Raw genomic sequence first — 16,930 nt, forward strand, 5'->3', positions numbered from 1 at the left:
CTACCAGCGCGCCGTGCAGACTGCGGTGCAGGCCGAACAAGGACATGACGTTGACGGTGGCGAGCACCTGCGCCGGGGCCGCGTCCAGCCCCGCGCCCCTGAAACGAGCTCCGCTCGTCCAGGGGAGGCTGCGCGGAGCGCATGCCTCAGGGGCGCGGGGAACTGCGCGACCAGCCCCCACCGGAGCCGCGGACGAAGGCCAAGGGCGAGGTCATCCCAGGCCCCGGTACCGCCCCCGGAAATACATCAGCGGGCCGCCGTCGGCGCTGGGCAGGGCGGCGCTCAGGACGCGGCCGATGTACATGGTGTGGTCACCCGCGACGACCCGCTGCTCCGTGCGGCATTCCAGGGTCGCCAGCGCCCCGCCGACCAGCGGAGCGTCCGTGTGCTCGCCGCGTACGTACGGAATGTCCTCGAACAGCAGCCGGTCGCTGATGCGGCCCTTCATCGCGAACCGCCCCGCGATGTGGCTCTGCGACTCCGAGAGCAGTGACACCGCCCACAGCGGCTGCTCCTCCAGCAGATCGTCCATGCGGGAGCCGTTGCGCAGGGAGACCATCACCAGCGGCGGATCCAAGGACACCGACATGAAGGCCGTGGCCGTCATGCCCGCGTCCTCGCCCGGAGGCGCCCCGGCGTCGCCGGGATCGAGGGAGGGCTCGCGCGCGGTCAGCAGAACGACACCCGCGGCGAGACGGGACAGGGCGGCGCGGAACTGGTCGTTGCTCACCCCCTCAGCATGCCCGGGGGAGCGTGGTGCTGGGGTGACGGCGGTGGCAGGGGGAGTCTTCAACACGACTACGACGCTAACCGGCGGGTACGGTGCCCCACATCGGGCCGAGGGCCGAGAGGAGGCCTAGGTCCTTCGGCGTACCTTCATGTGATGCGGCCGTTCAGGAAACGCACAGATTGCGCCTGGGTATGCTCCCCAATCCTTCATGTTTTGCTGTGACTTGAGTCACAGGAGCCCTTTTTTGTTGACCCTGTGTACCGAGTGGGCAGCGCGCTGTGATTCAGTGGCGGTCGACACTGCGAGATGAACGTGCTCATGCACGTGCGCGGGGAAAGAGCCGATCAGAGTACTGGAGTGCTGTCGAGGTCTCGGGGAGAGCTGAGCATGGAGACCGAGTCGGAGCCCTACGTCCGTCTTGCGACCCTGCGGCAGCTGCACCACGTGATGGCGGACATGAACGCCGCCCGCAGCCTCGCCGACACCCTGCAGACCGTCGCCGACGGGGTCGTGAACGGGCTGGGTTACGAGCTGGCGTGCGTCAACCTCGTACGCCCCGACGGCGATCTCGTCGTCGCCGCCTTCTCCGGCAACTCCGCCGCCGAGGCCCTCATCACCGGCCGGGTCGGCTCCCGCGCCGCCTGGGACCGCCGGCTCACGATGGGCGAGCGCTGGGGCGAGCTCTGCTTCATACCGCACACCGAGGGCTGGATACTCGACGAGGACGACGTGCCGCAGTGGTTCACCGACGGCCCGCCGCCCCGCTTCGAGGACGAGTGGCACCCCTCCGACCGCCTCTTCGCCCCGATGTTCGCGACCGGCGCGGCCGGCGGCGAACTCATCGGCGTCATATCGGTGGACCGCCCGCGCAACGGCCGGATACCCGGCGCCTGGGGCCGCGAGGCCCTGCAGATGTACGCCTTCCAGGCCGCCATCGCCATCAGCAACGCCCGGCTGCGGGCCAACATGCAGCGCGCCCTGGTCCGCCTGGAGCGCGAGCAGCAGGCCCTGCGCGCCAGCGAGGAGAGCTTCCGGCAGGCCTTCGAGTACGCGCCCTCCGGCATGGCCATCGCCGAGCTGGGCGGCGACGACCGCGGCCGGATCCTGCGGACCAACGACGCGCTGTGCCGGCTCCTCGGGCGGCCCGCCTCCGCGATGCGCCGCTACTCCTTCTCCGACCTCGTGCACCCCGAGGACATCGGCACCCTGCTGCGCACCTCCGCCGAGGGCGGCCGGGCCGAGCTGCGGCTCGGGCGGCGCGACGGCACGTACGTCTGGGTCAGCCTGCGCAACTCGGTGGTGGCCGACGCCGCCGACGGGCCGCGCTTCCTGCTCACCCACGTCGAGGACATCGAGGAGCGCAAGCGCCGCGAGCTGCACCTCGCCCACCGCGCCTCGCACGACTCCCTGACCGGCCTGCCGAACTCGGCGGAGCTGCGCTCCCGGCTCTCGGCCCGGCTGTGCCGCCGCCCCCAGGAGCAGCTGCCCAGCGCCGTCGACTCCCTCGACGCGGCCTACGGCGACCCCATCGGGCACGACTTCGACTACGGCCCGGCCGCCCTGCACCGAACCGGGCACGCCGCGGGCGGCCTCTACGAGGGCTTCGACCACCATGTGCACGTGGCGGCGCCGGGCGGCGACGAGACGACCGACGACGGCACCAAGGGCCTCGCGGTGCTCTTCTGCGACCTCGACGGCTTCAAGTCGATCAACGACCGGTTCGGGCACAACGCGGGCGACGCCGTCCTCATCGAGGTGGCCCGCCGCCTCACCAGCGGAGTGCGCGACGGGGACACGGTGGCCCGGCTCGGCGGTGACGAGTTCGTCGTGCTCGCCGACGGACTCGGCCGCGCGGACGCACAGGATCTCGCCGTCAGGCTGCGCAATGCCATCATTCCGCCGATTCGGGTGGACGGCAGGGCGGTCCGGGTGGGGGCCAGTTTCGGCATCGGCTGGGCGCACTGCGGGATGACCGCCGAAGAAGTGCTGCAATCCGCTGACCAGCGGATGTACGTGGAGAAAAGATCACGTGCCAAGCAGCACCGGCGAGCGGGCTGAGCGGCACAAAGCCCGGATTCTCATGTATCTGTGAGGTCAAGGCCACTCCTTGGGGTCACTCGCAGCGGGTACGCTCGCCCGGGTAAGCAAACGCGTAGGGAGTGATCAGGGATGGCGCCCGGCAACAACGGCGGGAGCACCACGCCTGAGGACGAGGATCCGTTCGGCTATCTGTACGCCGACGGACAGGCGGCCGGGGCGACCCCGCCGAACGGCGGAGGCGGTGGCTACGGCTACCCGAACTCCCGCTCCTTCCATCAGGTCCGCACGGTCGGTGAGCGTCAGTACGGTCAGCAGCAGGTGCCGCCGCAGCAGACTCAGCCCACCCAGGCGTACCACCAGCCGAACGCGCACTACCAGGCACCGGAGACGATGCCCGGCGGCGGCGCCCCCACGCAGCCGGGGCAGCCGCGCTCCTCGCGCGGTGGCGGCGGCCGCGGCCCCAACACCAAGGCGCTGCTGATCGGCGCGGTCGCCGTGGTGGCCGCCGTGGTCATCGGCATCAGCGTCGCCATGATGAGCAACAGCTCGGACGACGACAAGAACGCCGACGCGGGCGGCAAGCCCTCCGGCGACTCCCAGTCGGTGCAGCCCAGCGAGTCCGCGTCGCCGTCCGCCTCGGCCTCCGAGGCCGCGGCCGACCTGCCGAAGACCGACGCGAAGTCCGTCACCTTGGGCGGCGGCACCGCCGTCGCGTCGGACGTGCAGGGCGCGAAGGCCGACGGCGGCCAGTACGTCGCGGGCTTCAACAAGGTGGGCGCCTCGATCACCTGGACCGTCAACAACATCCCGGACGACGGCGAGTACCGCCTCTACGTGAACTACGGCGTGCCCGGCAAGGCCCAGGACGCCACGATCGACGTCAACGGCAAGAAGCAGTCCCGCCCCCTGAACATGAACAACTTCGCCCACGCGAAGGAGGGCGACTGGGAGCACGGCTGGACGAACACCTGGGCGTCCGTCCAGCTCACCAAGGGGACGAACGCGATCACGGTGTCCTGCCAGGACGGCAACAAGTGCGACGCGAACTTCGACCAGTTCTGGCTGACCGGCAAGAACGGCTGACGTGACGGGCGGCCCTCAGGCCGCCCCCGCCCGCTCCGACACCGTCACCCGGGTGACCAGGTCGTCGTACGTCTTCCGGTCGAACTCGCCGGCCACCGGGGACACCACCGTCGCCGCCGACAGCGCCACCGCGCGGGCCAGCCGGTCGGGCCACGGGAGCTTCTCGGCCTGGGCCGACAGGAGGCCCGCCACCGCCGAGTCGCCCGCGCCCGTCGGGTTGCCGGACAGGCGGTCCGGGGCCGGGGCGCGCCAGGCGCCGTCCGGGGTGAGGGCGCACAGGCCCTCGGCGCCCAGGGAGGCGACGACGGCGTGGGCGCCGCGTCTGCGGGTGTCCTTCATGGCCTGCAACGGCTCGTGGGAGCCGGTGAGTTCGGCCAGCTCGTCCGCGTTCGGCTTGACGATGTCGGGGCGGGCGGCGATGCCCCGGCGCAGCGGTTCGCCGCTGGTGTCCAGGAGGACGGGGACCGAGGCGGACCGCGCGGTCCGGATCAGCGTCCCGTAGGCACCCACCGGGACGCCGGGCGGCAGGCTGCCGCACAGGGCCACCGCCGAGGCGGAGCCGAGCAGATCCTCGTACGCCTCCTGGAAGGCCGCCCACTCGGCGGGGGCGATCGACGGGCCCGGTTCGTTCAGCTGGGTCGTGTCGCCCGTCGAGGTGTCCACCACGGCGACCGTGCGACGGGTCGAACCGTGCACGGGCACCAGGGCGTCGGAAATCCGCTCGGCGCCCAGGAGTTGTTCCTGGAGGGCGTGTCCCGTCGCGCCGCCCACGAAGCCCGTGACGGTCACCTCGTGGCCGAGTGCGGCGAGCACCCGCGCGACGTTCAGCCCCTTGCCGCCCGGGCGTTCGGTGACCTCGGTGACCCGGTGCGAGGCGTGCGGGCGCAGGGAGCGCACCCGGTAGGTGATGTCGAGTGCGGTGTTCAGTGTGACCGTGAGGATCACAGGACCTCACCACCCCCCGATACGGCTGTGTGCGTACGTACTTTCAGTAACGGGGGTCGATCATGCCAAAGTCAAGGCGGTTGGCCCAGACCTCGGGCCAACCGCCTTGATCGCACGGTGAGTTACGGCGCGACCAGCCACTCGCCCTTGCGCATCACGCCCTTGACCTCGAACTCCTCGTCCAGGACCACGAGATCGGCGTCCTTGCCGGGCTCCAGCGAACCGACCGTGTCGTACACGCCGAGCAGCCGGGCGGGGTTGGCGGAAATGGCCCGTACGACGTCGTCGACCGGCAGCCGGTCGACGGTGACGGACCGCTTGAACGCGCGGTCCAGGGTGAGCGTCGAGCCCGCGATGGAGCCGCCCTGCACCAGGCGCGCCACGGAGTCCTTCACCTCGACCTCCATCGGGCCGAGCATGTAGCGGCCGTCGCCGAACCCGGCGGCGTCCATCGCGTCCGTGATGAACGCGACCCGGTCGGCGCCCTTGTGGTGGAAGGCGAGTTCGAGGGAGGCCGGGTGCAGGTGGGTGCCGTCGTTGATCAGCTCGACCGTGATGCGCTCGTCCTCCAGGAGGGCGGCGATCGGGCCGGGGGCGCGGTGGCCCAGCTGCGGCATCGCGTTGAACAGGTGGGTGGCGACCGTGGCGCCCGCGTCGATGGCCTCCACCGTCTGCTCGTACGTGGCGTCGGTGTGACCGATCGCGGCGATCACCCCGTGCTCGGCGAGCAGCCGTACGGAGTCGATGCCGCCGGGCAGTTCGGTGGCGAGCGTGACCATCTTGGCGTGGCCGCGCGCGGCGTCGATCAGCTTGCGCACGTCGGCCGGGTCGGGGTCGCGCAGCAGCGTCTCGTCGTGGGCGCCCTTGCGGCACGGCGAGATGAACGGGCCCTCGAAGTGGATGCCCGCGATCTCGCCCTGCTCGGCGAGTTCGGAGAGCAGGCCCGCGCGCTGGACGAGGAAGTCCATGTCGCCGGTGACGAAGGACGGCACGATCGTCGTGGTGCCGTGCTGACGGTGGGTGTGGATGCCCTTGAGGATCTCGTCGACCGTGCCGGAGGTGAAGGACGCGCCGCCACCGCCGTGGTTGTGCATGTCGACGAAGCCGGGCACCACCCAGTGGCCGGTGAGGTCGACGGTCTCCGCGTCCGCGGGAGCGCTCCCGGCGATGCGCGGACCTTCGACGATGACGCGGCCGTCGGTGACGGTCCCGGTGGGCAGTACCACCCGGGCACCGGCGAGCACCTTTGCTGTGGCCATCAGGCGGTTACCTCCGAGGATCCAGTGGTGCGGTGTGGTCGAGCAGGTCCCAGGCGAGCAGTCCCGCGCCCAGGCACCCGGCGCTGTCCCCGAGGACGGCCGGGACGATGGTGGGCAGCGACTGGAACGTCACGCGCTCGGCGACGGCCGCCCGCAGGGGTGTGAACAAGGTTTCCCCGGCCTCGGCCAGACCGCCACCGATGATCAGGGTGCGCGGGTCCAGCAGAGTGAGCGCCATGACCAGCCCGTCGGCGAGCGCGTCGACCGCGTCCTGCCAGACCCGGACGGCCCGGGGGTCCCCGGCGTCGACGGCCTTGGCGCAGTCCGCGGCGGTCGCCGTGGTGTCGCCGCAGGCGTCCTGCCAGGCGAGGGTGACGGCGCTCGCGGACGCGTACCGCTCCAGGCAGCCGCGCTGGCCGCAGCCGCAGTCGATCCCGCCGGGCCGCACGACCACATGGCCGATCTCGCCCGCCGAGCCGTGCGCGCCGGGCTCGATCCGTCCGTCGATGCCGATGGCGCCGGCGATCCCGGTGCCCAGCGGCAGGAACAGGAAGCGGTCGGCGTCCTTGCCCGCGCCGAGCCGCCCCTCGCCGAGCCCGCCGGTGCGCACGTCGTGGCCGAGGGCGACGGGGACGGCGCCGAGCCGCTCGCTGAGCAGCGCCCGCATGGGCACGTCGCGCCAGCCGAGATTGGCGGCGAACAGCGCGATGCCGCCTGCCTCGTCGACGACGCCGGGGACGGCGACCCCGGCGGCCACGGCCGTCTCCCCGAGGTGCTCCTCGCCCCAGGCCCGCAGCTCGGCGGCGAAGCCGAGTATCGACTCGACGACCGCGTCGGCGCCCCGCTCGCGCTCCGTCGCCCGGCGCGCCTGATGCAGCAGGGTGCCGTCCGCCCCGACCAGGGCGGCCTTCATTCCGGTGCCGCCCACGTCCAGGGCGATGACATGTCTCACGGGGCACAGTCTCGCGCGTCGACCCGCAACAGGTCTAGTCCACTTGCAGGGATCTTGTGACCCTGAACCCTTCTGGCCCCCCTGAACGGCCTTGTTGCCGATACGAGATCTGAGTGGTGTAGACCTGGTGTCCGACTAGCGGATTCCCGAGTGCGAGGGTGGGACACACGGTGCAGCGGCACATCACCGGTCTGATCGCGGCTGCGGCCGCACTGGGCATGGCGGGCACGCTCACCGCCTGTGGGGGCAGCGGATCGGACGACGTCACCCTCAAGCTGGTCGCCGCCGACTACGGCGACTCCGCGGCCAACAGCTCGCAGAAGTACTGGGACGAGCTGGCCGGCGCGTACGAGAAGGACCATCCGGGCGTCGAGGTCGAGGTCGACGTCTACAACTGGAAGGTCGTCGACGCCAAGGTCAAGAAGCTGGTCGACTCCGGCCACGCCCCCGACATGGCGCAGATCGGCGCGTACGCCGACTACGCGGCGGCCGGGAAGCTCTACCCGGTCGGCAACCTGCTCAACGTGCCGACCCAGGCCGACTTCCTGCCCCAGTTGTCCAACGCGGGCGAGGTCAACAACGTGCAGTACGGCATGCCGTTCGCCGCCTCCACGCGCCTGCTCTTCTACAACAAGAAGCTCTTCAGGGACGCCGGTCTCACCCCGCCCACCACCTGGGCCGAGCTGGCCGCCGACGCGAGCGCGCTCAAGGCGAAGGGGGTGAAGATCCCCTACGCGCTGCCGCTGGGCCGGGAGGAGGCGCAGGCCGAGACCATGATCTGGATGCTGAGCGGCGGCGACGGCTACACCGACGACGTCGGCTCCTACACCCTCGACTCCCAGCAGAACATCGAGACGTTCGACTGGCTCAAGGACGACCTCGTCGACAAGGGGCTGACCGGCTCGACCGCGCCCGCGAAGCTCAATCGCGCCGACGCCTTCGCGGCCTTCGCCAAGGGCGAGGTCGGCATGCTCAACGGCCACCCGACGCTGATGCAGATGGCCGCCGCCAAGGGCATCGACTACGGCACCGTGCAGCTGCCCGGCCCGAACGGTCCGGCCAAGTCCACGATGGGCGTCGCCGACTGGATGATGGCGTTCAAGCAGAACGGCCACGCCAAGGAGACCGGCGACTTCCTGAACTACGTCTACAGCGAGCAGAACGTCCTCGACTTCTCCCGCGAGTACGACCTGCTGCCGGTCACCAGCAGCGCCTCGAACACCATGGCGTCGGCCGGCCAGGACAAGAAGCTCTGGCCGTTCCTCAAGAGCCTGGGCGACTCCGAGCTGTACCCCGTCGGAAACACGTCCTGGGCGAGCGTCAGCGAGGGCATCAAGCAGGAGATCGGCTCCGCCGTCTCCCCGCACGGCAGCCCGTCCGCCGTGCTCGGCCGGCTCCAGAGCGAGGCGGCGGCGGCCGAGTCCGCCGAGTAGCGTGACGGGCATGGACGCACAGCCCTCCCTCGACGACCGCGAACTGGCCGTGCTCGCGTTCGAAGGACGCTCCTTCACCTCACCCGGGGCCAAGGAGCGGGCCGTCCGCGAGGAGCTGGACATGGCGCCCGTGCGCTACTTCCAGCTCCTGAACGCCCTGCTCGACGACCCCCGCGCCCTGGCGGCCGCCCCGGTCACCGTGAACCGGCTGCGCAGGGTTCGTGAGGCCAAGCGCCAAGAGCGGTGAGGATGGCTAAGGTCGCCTCATGGACGCCATCAGGACCGCCGCCGGGCGTGACGGACTCGCCGCGATAGTCGCCCGGCCCTCCCGGGCCGTGATCGCCCTCGACTTCGACGGGACGCTCGCCCCGATCGTGCCCGATCCCGAGCAGGCCCGGGCGCACCCCGATGCCGTGGCGGCGCTCGCCGCGCTCGCGCCCCGGGTCGCCTCGGTCGCCGTCATCACCGGGCGGCCCGCCGGGGTGGCCGTCCGGCTCGGGGACTTCGCGGGGGTGGCCGGGCTCGGGCACCTCGTCGTGCTCGGGCACTACGGCGCCGAGCGCTGGGACGCCGTCACCGGCACCGTGCACGCGCCCGCTCCGCATCCCGGGGTGGCCTCGGTCCGTTCCGAGCTGCCCGGGGTGCTGGCCGAGCTGGGGTGGTGGCACGACACGTACGTGGAGGAGAAGGGGCGGGCCGTCGCCGTGCACACCCGGCGGGCCGCCGATCCGCAGGGGGCGTTCGAGGCGCTGCGGGGGCCTTTGGGGGATCTTGCCGCCCGGCACGGTCTGGTGGTCGAGCCCGGGCGGCTCGTGCTGGAGCTGCGGCCGCCCGGGGTCGACAAGGGGGTGGCGCTCACGGAGTACGTCCGTGAGGTGGGTGCCGAGTCGGTGCTCTACGCCGGGGACGATCTCGGGGACCTCCCTGCCTTCGCCGCCGTCGAAAAGCTCCGGTCGGACGGTCTCCCCGGCGTCCTCCTGTGCAGCGGCACCGAGGTCCCGGACCTCTCCACCCGGGCCGACCTGACCCTCCCGGGCCCCGCGCAGGTGGTCACCTTCCTGTCCGACCTGGCCCGCACCGTGACCGCCGGATAGCCATTCGTCCTCCGCCCGGTGGCCGCGTCTCGCGCAGTTCCCCGCGCCCCTGAGGCGAGCGAAGCTCGCTTTCAGGGGCGCGGGGAACTGCGCGACCAGCCCCCACCGGGCCGCAGACGGACATCAGTCGCCGAGAGCCCGCAACTGGTCCAGGAACCAGGCACCCGGCGGCAACGCAGTGGACGCCGCGGCGAGGCGCTTGGTGCGTTCGGCCCGCTCATCGGCCGGCATGGCCAACGCGTCGGCCAGCGCCGCAGCCGTCCCGGACACGTCGTACGGGTTCACCACCAGCGCGTCCTCACCCAGCTCCTCGAACGCCCCCGCCTCCCGCGACAGCACCAGCACACACCCGTCGTCGGAGACCACCGGCACCTCCTTCGCGACGAGGTTCATGCCGTCCCGGATCGGGTTGACCAGCGCCACGTCGGCGAGACGGTACGCGGCGAGGGAGCGCGCGAAGTCGTCCTTCACGTGGAGGACGACCGGGGTCCACCCCTCGGTGCCGAAGCGCGCGTTCACGGCCTCCGCGACCCGCGAGACCTCCGCGGTGTAGTCGCGGTACACGGCCAGGTCCTGCCGCGAGGGGTAGGCGAACGCGACGTGGACCACCTTCTCCCGCCACTCGGGATGCAGGTCGAGGAACAGCTCGTAGGCGTGCAGGCCGCGCACGATGTTCTTGGAGAGTTCGGTGCGGTCCACCCGGACCACGGCCTTGCGGCCGGGGCCGATCTGCTCGCGCAGGGCGGCGAGCCGCTCCTCGACGTCCGCCCGGTGCGACCGCTCGCGCAGGAAGTCGGCGTCTGCGCCGAGCCCGTGCACCCCGACCCGCGTTCCCGTCGTGCCCCCGATGATCCGCGTACAGCACTCGGTGAACGCGTCCGCCCAGCGGCGGGTCAGGAAGGCCAGCCGGTCCGCGCCGAGCATCCCGCGCAGCAGTTGCTCGGCGATGTCGTCGGGCAGCATCCGGAAGTAGTCGACGGGCGCCCACGGCGTGTGCGAGAAGTGCCCGATGCGCAGGTCCTCGCGGAGTTCGCGGAGCATGCCGGGGACCAGCGCCAGGTGGTAGTCCTGGACGATCACGGTGGCGCCCGGCGCGGCCTCCTCGGCCAGCGCCTCGGCGAACGCCCGGTTGTACGCCTCGTACGACGCCCACTGGCGGCGGAACTCCGGGCCGAACGACGGCTCCAGGGGCGTCTGGTAGAGCATGTGGTGCACGAACCACAGCACCGAGTTCGCGATGCCGTTGTAGGCGTCCGCGTGCACCCCGGCATCGATGTCGAGCATCCGCACGCCGGGCTCGGCGACCCCTTGGCGGACCGCGGTCCGGTCGCCGTCGTCGAGCGCCGCGCAGACCCAGAGTTTGTCCTCGACGACGCTGAGCGCGGAGACCAGTCCGCCGCCCCCGCGCTTCGTCTCGATCGAGCCGTCGTCCCCGACGACGTACGAGACCGGGCCGCGGTTGGACGCGACGAGAACCTCAGCAGCACCATGCGTGGAAGCCATAAGGCGAAACTAGCCCGCACCCCAAACCCTCAAACGTACGGCCGGGCCCCAGCGGGGGCCCGGCCGTATACAACGCTCTCGGAATCAGGTCAGTCCTTGCGCCTGCTGACCGCCGAGAGGACCAGCGCGCCGGCCCCGCACAGGGACAGCGCGAGCCCGCCGTAGAGGAGAACCGGGACGTCCGAGCCGGTCGCGGCCAGCTCGGGGCCGTGCGGCTGCGGGTGCGGCGGGGTGGGGCGTGCCTGCCGGCGCTCGGTGACGACGACCGCGGTGCACGGGTCGTCGCCGCCGCGGGTGCGGGCCGTGCAGTTGGTCTTCGGCACCTCGCCGGTCACCGGCAGGACGGTGACGGCGCCCGGGGTGCAGGACACCCGGAGGTTCGCCGTGATGACGACCTTGCCGTGGGCGGGCACGTCACCTGTCCAGACGTAGTCCGCGCCCTTCTTGGTGAGCGTGCCGGAGGAGACCACCGGGGTGCCCTTGATGTGCTTCGCCGGGAAGGAGACCGCGGCCCGCTTGCGCGGGTCACCGCTCTTGTTGCCGATGGTGATGGTGTCGCGGACCGTGGCGCACGGCGGCGCGGTCGGCCGCTGCGGCCGGTTGACGATCTCCAGCGCCGGGGTCGGTGTGACCGGCGGCGGCGTCGGCTTCTCGATCACGGGCGTGAAGCCGCAGCTCGGGTCGGTCGAGTCCGCCTCGCAGTTGGTGCGCGGGGTGTCGGCCGTGACGTTGTTGGTCAGCTTGCCGTCGCCGCTGAGCGGGTCGTGCAGGGTGACGCTGTAGGTCAGCGTCGCCGTCTCGCCCTCGGGCACCGTGCCGCTCCAGGAGAGTCTGGGGCGGTCGTACGAGACCCTGCCGATGGTCGCCTTGGCGTCGTTGTCGTACGTCGCGTCGTCGAGGAGCTCGGACAGGTCGTCGGAGAGGCTGGCGCCCGGGTAGTCGACGCCGCCGATGTTCTTGGCGGTGATCGTGTACGTCACCTTGTCGCCCGGCTTCACCGTCTTCGGCGACGCGGACTTCTTGACCTCCAGGTCGGGCACCGGCACCGAGAACGCCAGCGCGGACGGCACGTAGGTGTCGCCGCGGGTGCGGAAGGTCAGGTTCGCGGAGGTCGCGCCCTCCGGGATGACGTCCGAGGGGATCGTCGCGGTCTTCGCGTCGATGCTGAAGTTGTTGCCCTCGCACGGATCGAGGCAGCCCTCGGCGCGGCTGTTGAAGAAGTTGTTGGTGCCGGCGCCGCTGTCCGGATCGGAGATCCGCGTGCCGTTGACGAGGAAGGCGTCACCGGACACGTTCGCGTCGCCCTCGTACGCGGTGACGCTCGCCCGCACGTCCTTGTTGCCCGCGCGGTAGAAGCCGTCGATGCCGATCGTGGTGTCCGGGTCCTTGGACTGCTGCACCACGTGGCCGCCGTAGACGTAGACGTGGCGGCGGGTCGGCGCGTACTGCTCGTTCGGGCCGTCGTACTTGTAGACGACGGTCAGCGACCAGCCGCCGACGCAGCCCTTGCCGGTCGGCGCCCAGATGTCGCCGACCGCGACCGGTACCGGGCTGCCGGTGGGCGCCGAGGCGAACAGGGACGTGATGTCGGACTCGGCGGTGTAGTAGTGCGGGCCGCCGACCGCGGCCGGGGTGCGCACCGCGTTCTCCACGGTGACCTGGGACTCGGGACCGCCGCCGACCCGTACCCGGGGCCGGGTGTCCAGGGGGCCGCTGTCGGTGGGCGAGGTGGCGAGCCCCGCGGTGTCGCAGCGCGCGATCTGGTTGTTCCCCAGCTTGTACGTGCCGTCGTTGCCGCCCCAGAACAGCCGGGCGTACGCGACGGTGGCGCCGGGCGGGATCGTCACCTGGCCGGTGGAGGAGTTCAGGACCCCGGCGGAGAACCCGCTCGTGTTCGTGTACTGCATGTCGAACTGGTTGTTGTTCTCGCTGGTCGTCCCGGCCTGCGCCGCCAGGCAGCGCGCCGCGTCGTCGGCGGGCGTCGACGGGCACTCCATGACGGTGTTGCCGAGCGTGACGAAGTCGCCGTAGACGGCTTCGTCGTAGCGCTGGGCGAACGGTTCGACCACGACCGCGGACGCGGGAGCGGCCGCGGCGACGAGCGTCGCGGCGGCCGCTGCTGTGGCGGCAAGCGCCGCCAAGGTGCCCTGTACCTGTCTAAGCCACATAAGGGGCAATGTAGGGAAAGCTCCCTATTATCTGGTGATTACGCCACGCGACGCTCCGCATACTCACTGATTTCGGTCATCGGGGGCCGCTCCTCGGTGTCCACGGAGTGCACCCGCGGCTCGAAGCCGTCCGCGCCCCGCTCGAACTGGGTGAGCACGGGCCGCACCAGGTGCCCGCGCGCGAGCCGCAGCTGGGCCGTGCGGTAGATCGCCGCCGCCATCCGGCCGAGCGCCTGCCCGTCCTGGTGCCGGTGCTTCCTGACGCCGACGTCGACCTGGGCCAGCGCGTCCAGGCCCACGGTGTGCAGCGCGTCGACCAGCAGCCCCAGCTCCACTCCGTAGCCGACCGGGAACGGCAGCCGCTCCAGCAGGCTTCTGCGGGCCGCGTACTCGCCGCCCAGCGGCTGGACGAAGCCGGCCAGCTGCGGCCAGTGCAGATTGAGGACCGGGCGGGCCATCAGCTCGGTGACCCGGCCGCCCTGACCTGCCGCCTCGCCGAGCGGGCGGTCGTACATCGCCTTGACGAAGTCCACCTCCGGGTCGGTGAGGAGCGGGCCGACGATGCCGGAGACGAAGTCCGCCGAGAACTCCCTCAGATCGGCGTCGACGAAGCACACGATGTCACCGGATGTGACGAGCAGGGAACGCCACAGCACCTCACCCTTTCCGGGGCGGGCCGGGATCCGCGGCAGGATCGTGTCCCGGTGCTCGACGCGCGCCCCGGCCGCCGCGGCGACCTCGGAGGTGCGGTCCGTGGAGCCGGAGTCGATCACCACGACCTCGTCGACCAGCGGCACCGCCTCCGTCATCAGCTCACGCCGGATCACGGAGACGATCTCCCCGACCGTCTCCTCCTCGTTGAGCGCGGGCAGGACGACGCTCACCGTCCGGCCCGACGCCCGCTTCGCGGCGATGAGCTGGGGCAGCGGCCGGTCGGACACGGACCAGGAGCGCCGCCCGAGCCAGCTCTCGACTTCTTCCAGCACGTCCAGGGCCCTCCCGTATGTGATCCATCTCGCGGTTCGGACGACTATCTCAAGGGTCCACCCCTTCAGTTACAGTCTTGAACAGGGTCCGTGACCATCGCATGTCGGGGTCGGCGAGCCCGTACAACTCAATCCACACAATCGAATACCGCTCATCCAGAGGGGCAGAGGGATACGGCCCGTTGAAGCCCCGGCAACCCTCCCGCCGACCGACGAGGTCACGGTGGGGACGGTGCCAATTCCGTCTCGCGGCGAGGTACGTCGCGAGGAAGATGAGGAGAAAGGGCCTCGCCTCTCATGGCTGCACAGACTGTCGCGACCGAACCGACCACCTCGACGAACGCCTCCGTCGACCTCGGTCCCGCCTCCGGGCTCTCCTGCCGCGAGTGCGGCGCTCAGTTCCCCCTCGGACCGATCTTCGCCTGCGTCGAGTGTTTCGGGCCTCTGGAAGTCGCGTACGACCTTCCCGTCGGCGACCCCGAGGCGCTCCGCAAGCAGATCGAGGCCGGACCCGCCAACATCTGGCGCTACGCCCCGCTGCTGCCCGTCCCGGCCGACGTCGCCGAGAAGCCGAACATCAACCCCGGCTGGACCAAGCTGGTCAAGGCCGACAACCTCGCCCGTGAGCTCGGTGTCGAGCAGGGCAAGCTGTTCGTCAAGGACGACTCCGGCAATCCGACCCACTCCTTCAAGGACCGGGTCGTCGCGCAGGCCATCGAGGCCGCGCGCGCCTTCGGCTTCACCACCCTGTCCTGCTCCTCCACCGGCAACCTGGCGGGTGCCGTCGGCGCCGCCGCCGCCCGCGCCGGCTTCCGCTCCTGCGTGTTCATCCCGCACGACCTGGAGCAGGGCAAGGTCGTCATGGCCGGTGTCTACGGCGGTGACCTCGTCGCCATCGAGGGCAACTACGACGACGTGAACCGCTTCTGCTCCGAGCTCATCGGCGACCCGCTGGGCGAGGGCTGGGGCTTCGTCAACGTCAACCTGCGCCCGTACTACGGCGAGGGCTCCAAGACGCTCGCGTACGAGATCTGCGAGCAGCTCGGCTGGCAGCTCCCCGACCAGCTGGTCATCCCGATCGCGTCCGGCTCCCAGTTCACCAAGATCGACAAGGGTCTGAAGGAGCTGATCGCGCTCGGCCTCGTCGAGGACAAGCCCTACAAGCTCTTCGGCGCCCAGGCCGAGGGCTGCTCCCCGGTCTCGGTCGCGTACAAGGGCGGCCACGACGTGGTGCGGCCGCAGAAGCCGAACACGATCGCCAAGTCGCTCGCCATCGGCAACCCGGCCGACGGTCCCTACGTCCTGGACATCGCGCGCCGTACCGGTGGTGCCGTGGAGGACGTGAACGACGAGCAGGTCGTCGACGCGATCAAGCTGCTCGCGCAGACCGAGGGGATCTTCGCGGAGACGGCGGGCGGGGTGACGGTCGGCGTCGCCAAGAAGCTCATCGAGGCGGGGCTGATCGACCCGTCGCTGACGACCGTCGTGCTGAACACCGGCGACGGCCTCAAGACGCTCGACGCGGTCGCGGAGTCCTCGCAGGCGACGGCGACGATCCGCCCGTCCCTCGAGGCGTTCCGCGACGCCGGCCTCGCGCACTGAGACATCCCACACCAGCAGCAACAGGAGTCACCGAGCATGAGCGTTTCCGTCCGCATCCCCACCATCCTCCGCACCTACACCGGCGGGCAGGCCGAGGTCAGCGCCGAGGGCGCCACGCTCGCCGATGTCATCGCCGACCTGGAGAAGAACCACACCGGGATCGCCGCCCGCGTCCTCGACGACCAGGGCAAGCTGCGCCGCTTCGTCAACGTGTACGTGAACGACGACGACGTCCGCTTCGAGCAGGGCCTGGAGACCGCCACGCCCGACGGCGCCGGCATCTCGATCATTCCGGCCGTCGCCGGCGGCTGACACCGAGAGTTACCCGAATTGCCCCCTCCGCGAGGAAAGCGGAGGGGGCAATTCTGCATGGTTGAGCGCGGTACAGTTGGGGAAGCTGGTTCGATTCCGAACGTGGTGCATGACGGGCGCATATGAGTTCACGCCCGAAGCGCGACAAGAAGCAGCCAATGTGTGCCGCCCATTCAGGCCTTTTATGGCTTTTGTGTGGCCCGACTTGCCCTGAGATCCGCGCAGTTGGCCCGTTTTCCGCGATCACGCGTGCCCAGAATTCTCGTCCGACTGACCTGTTGCAGACGGCAGTTGGGCAGATACATTCAGCCGCGGTCGACGCGTTCCGGCGCACACCCCCAAACCCTTTGGGGCGTGAGGTCTGACCCGGGTCCGCGAAGTGCGGACTCGCGCAAGGGCCAGTAATAGGGGAGTTAGGCATGGCTCAGGGCACCGTCAAGTGGTTCAACGCGGAGAAGGGGTACGGCTTCATCGCGGTCGACGGTGGTGCGGATGTTTTCGTCCACTACAGCGCGATTCAGATGGACGGCTACCGCACCCTCGAAGAGGGTCAGCGAGTGGAATTCGAGATCTCGCAGGGCCAGAAGGGGCCGCAGGCCGACATGGTCCGCCTGGCCGCCGGCTGAGCGCGCGACCGACTGCAGCACACAAGCGCTTCGTACGTCCATGAAGGGCCCGTCCCCCGGTTCGCCGGAGGCGGGCCCTTCGTGCTGCGCGCGCCCCCGCCCGATCTGTGATAGCCGCTTGCACTCGCAGGGGGCGAGTGCTAATCATTGGGCTTAGCACTCTCCGAGTGAGAGTGACAGAACTTGGATCGGGTCGG

At 70.8% G+C, this 16,930-nt stretch carries 15 protein-coding genes and 1 riboswitch; of the genes, 8 read left to right on the forward strand and 7 right to left on the reverse strand.

Annotated features, from left to right (window positions below; genetic code table 11):
- Positions 1–211: 211 nt before the first annotated feature.
- Positions 212–793: a flavin reductase family protein gene (locus ABZ930_RS38060; RefSeq protein ID WP_361559029.1), complete on the reverse strand. Its 582-nt coding sequence runs from the start codon at positions 791–793 to the stop codon at positions 212–214.
- Between the two features lie 324 nt (positions 794–1,117).
- Between ABZ930_RS38060 and cdgB the strand changes: the two genes are divergently transcribed.
- Entirely contained in the window at positions 1,118–2,788 is a 1,671-nt protein-coding gene (cdgB, locus tag ABZ930_RS38065; protein ID WP_361558958.1) for a diguanylate cyclase CdgB, read from the forward strand.
- 111 nt (positions 2,789–2,899) lie between these two features.
- Positions 2,900–3,853: a carbohydrate-binding protein gene (locus ABZ930_RS38070; protein ID WP_361558961.1), complete on the forward strand. Its 954-nt coding sequence runs from the start codon at positions 2,900–2,902 to the stop codon at positions 3,851–3,853.
- 15 nt (positions 3,854–3,868) lie between these two features.
- On the opposite strand, the gene ABZ930_RS38075 is transcribed toward ABZ930_RS38070, so the two are convergent.
- The 3 genes from ABZ930_RS38075 to ABZ930_RS38085 all read right to left on the reverse strand — a co-directional run bounded on the left by ABZ930_RS38075 (position 3,869) and on the right by ABZ930_RS38085 (position 7,009).
- Positions 3,869–4,798 (reverse strand): 1-phosphofructokinase family hexose kinase, encoded by a 930-nt coding sequence (locus ABZ930_RS38075; RefSeq protein WP_361558964.1) that lies wholly within the window; start codon positions 4,796–4,798, stop codon positions 3,869–3,871.
- A 122-nt stretch (positions 4,799–4,920) separates the two neighbouring features.
- The gene (gene nagA / locus ABZ930_RS38080; protein WP_361558967.1) at positions 4,921–6,057 is read right to left on the reverse strand and encodes an N-acetylglucosamine-6-phosphate deacetylase; all 1,137 of its coding nucleotides are present in this window, start codon (positions 6,055–6,057) and stop codon (positions 4,921–4,923) included.
- A gap of 7 nt (positions 6,058–6,064) precedes the next feature.
- The gene (locus ABZ930_RS38085; protein ID WP_361558970.1) at positions 6,065–7,009 is read right to left on the reverse strand and encodes an ROK family protein; all 945 of its coding nucleotides are present in this window, start codon (positions 7,007–7,009) and stop codon (positions 6,065–6,067) included.
- Positions 7,010–7,179: 170 nt separating this feature from the next.
- Here ABZ930_RS38085 and ABZ930_RS38090 point away from each other — a divergent pair, with 170 nt between their 5' ends.
- From ABZ930_RS38090 to otsB, 3 genes are read left to right on the forward strand one after another with little or no spacing between them, the layout of a single operon-like run.
- The gene (locus ABZ930_RS38090; protein ID WP_361558973.1) at positions 7,180–8,442 is read left to right on the forward strand and encodes an extracellular solute-binding protein; all 1,263 of its coding nucleotides are present in this window, start codon (positions 7,180–7,182) and stop codon (positions 8,440–8,442) included.
- Between the two features lie 10 nt (positions 8,443–8,452).
- Positions 8,453–8,689 carry a DUF3263 domain-containing protein gene (locus ABZ930_RS38095; RefSeq protein ID WP_361558975.1) on the forward strand — a complete coding sequence of 79 codons (237 nt, stop codon included), beginning with the start codon at positions 8,453–8,455 and terminating at the stop codon, positions 8,687–8,689.
- A gap of 19 nt (positions 8,690–8,708) precedes the next feature.
- The gene (gene otsB, locus ABZ930_RS38100; RefSeq protein ID WP_361558978.1) at positions 8,709–9,536 is read left to right on the forward strand and encodes a trehalose-phosphatase; all 828 of its coding nucleotides are present in this window, start codon (positions 8,709–8,711) and stop codon (positions 9,534–9,536) included.
- Positions 9,537–9,659: 123 nt separating this feature from the next.
- Here the strand turns inward: otsB and ABZ930_RS38105 are convergent, their stop codons facing one another.
- From ABZ930_RS38105 to ABZ930_RS38115, 3 genes are all read right to left on the reverse strand, one after another.
- Complete coding sequence (locus ABZ930_RS38105) at positions 9,660–11,039, reverse strand: trehalose-6-phosphate synthase (RefSeq protein ID WP_361558981.1); 1,380 nt, start codon at positions 11,037–11,039, stop codon at positions 9,660–9,662.
- Between the two features lie 89 nt (positions 11,040–11,128).
- Complete coding sequence (locus tag ABZ930_RS38110; protein ID WP_361558984.1) at positions 11,129–13,207, reverse strand: hypothetical protein; 2,079 nt, start codon at positions 13,205–13,207, stop codon at positions 11,129–11,131.
- Positions 13,208–13,245: 38 nt separating this feature from the next.
- A complete protein-coding gene (locus tag ABZ930_RS38115; protein ID WP_361558987.1) occupies positions 13,246–14,193 on the reverse strand; it encodes a glucosyl-3-phosphoglycerate synthase in 948 nt (315 codons plus the stop codon).
- A gap of 149 nt (positions 14,194–14,342) precedes the next feature.
- A riboswitch (SAM riboswitch) is annotated at positions 14,343–14,472 on the forward strand.
- Positions 14,473–14,490: 18 nt separating this feature from the next.
- Between ABZ930_RS38115 and thrC the strand changes: the two genes are divergently transcribed.
- The 3 genes from thrC to ABZ930_RS38130 all read left to right on the forward strand — a co-directional run bounded on the left by thrC (position 14,491) and on the right by ABZ930_RS38130 (position 16,733).
- Entirely contained in the window at positions 14,491–15,795 is a 1,305-nt protein-coding gene (gene thrC / locus ABZ930_RS38120) for a threonine synthase (protein ID WP_361558990.1), read from the forward strand.
- 36 nt (positions 15,796–15,831) lie between these two features.
- Positions 15,832–16,107 carry a ubiquitin-like small modifier protein 1 gene (locus tag ABZ930_RS38125; RefSeq protein ID WP_361558993.1) on the forward strand — a complete coding sequence of 92 codons (276 nt, stop codon included), beginning with the start codon at positions 15,832–15,834 and terminating at the stop codon, positions 16,105–16,107.
- 419 nt (positions 16,108–16,526) lie between these two features.
- Positions 16,527–16,733, forward strand: a complete 207-nt coding sequence (locus tag ABZ930_RS38130) for a cold-shock protein (RefSeq protein ID WP_005486335.1) — start codon at positions 16,527–16,529, stop codon at positions 16,731–16,733.
- Positions 16,734–16,930 lie beyond the last annotated feature (197 nt).

The sequence above is a fragment of the Streptomyces sp. NPDC046716 genome, assembly GCF_040645755.1.
GTDB lineage: Bacteria > Actinomycetota > Actinomycetes > Streptomycetales > Streptomycetaceae > Streptomyces.

Coding starts and splice junctions, on each gene's coding strand:
- ABZ930_RS38095 (WP_361558975.1), top strand. CDS start 8,453: ATGGACGCACAGCCCTCCCTCGACGACCGCGAACTGGCCGTGCTCGCG.
- ABZ930_RS38110 (WP_361558984.1), bottom strand. CDS start 13,207: ATGTGGCTTAGACAGGTACAGGGCACCTTGGCGGCGCTTGCCGCCACA.
- otsB (WP_361558978.1), top strand. CDS start 8,709: ATGGACGCCATCAGGACCGCCGCCGGGCGTGACGGACTCGCCGCGATA.
- ABZ930_RS38070 (WP_361558961.1), top strand. CDS start 2,900: ATGGCGCCCGGCAACAACGGCGGGAGCACCACGCCTGAGGACGAGGAT.
- ABZ930_RS38130 (WP_005486335.1), top strand. CDS start 16,527: ATGGCTCAGGGCACCGTCAAGTGGTTCAACGCGGAGAAGGGGTACGGC.
- cdgB (WP_361558958.1), top strand. CDS start 1,118: ATGGAGACCGAGTCGGAGCCCTACGTCCGTCTTGCGACCCTGCGGCAG.
- ABZ930_RS38105 (WP_361558981.1), bottom strand. CDS start 11,039: ATGGCTTCCACGCATGGTGCTGCTGAGGTTCTCGTCGCGTCCAACCGC.
- ABZ930_RS38125 (WP_361558993.1), top strand. CDS start 15,832: ATGAGCGTTTCCGTCCGCATCCCCACCATCCTCCGCACCTACACCGGC.
- nagA (WP_361558967.1), bottom strand. CDS start 6,057: ATGGCCACAGCAAAGGTGCTCGCCGGTGCCCGGGTGGTACTGCCCACC.
- thrC (WP_361558990.1), top strand. CDS start 14,491: ATGGCTGCACAGACTGTCGCGACCGAACCGACCACCTCGACGAACGCC.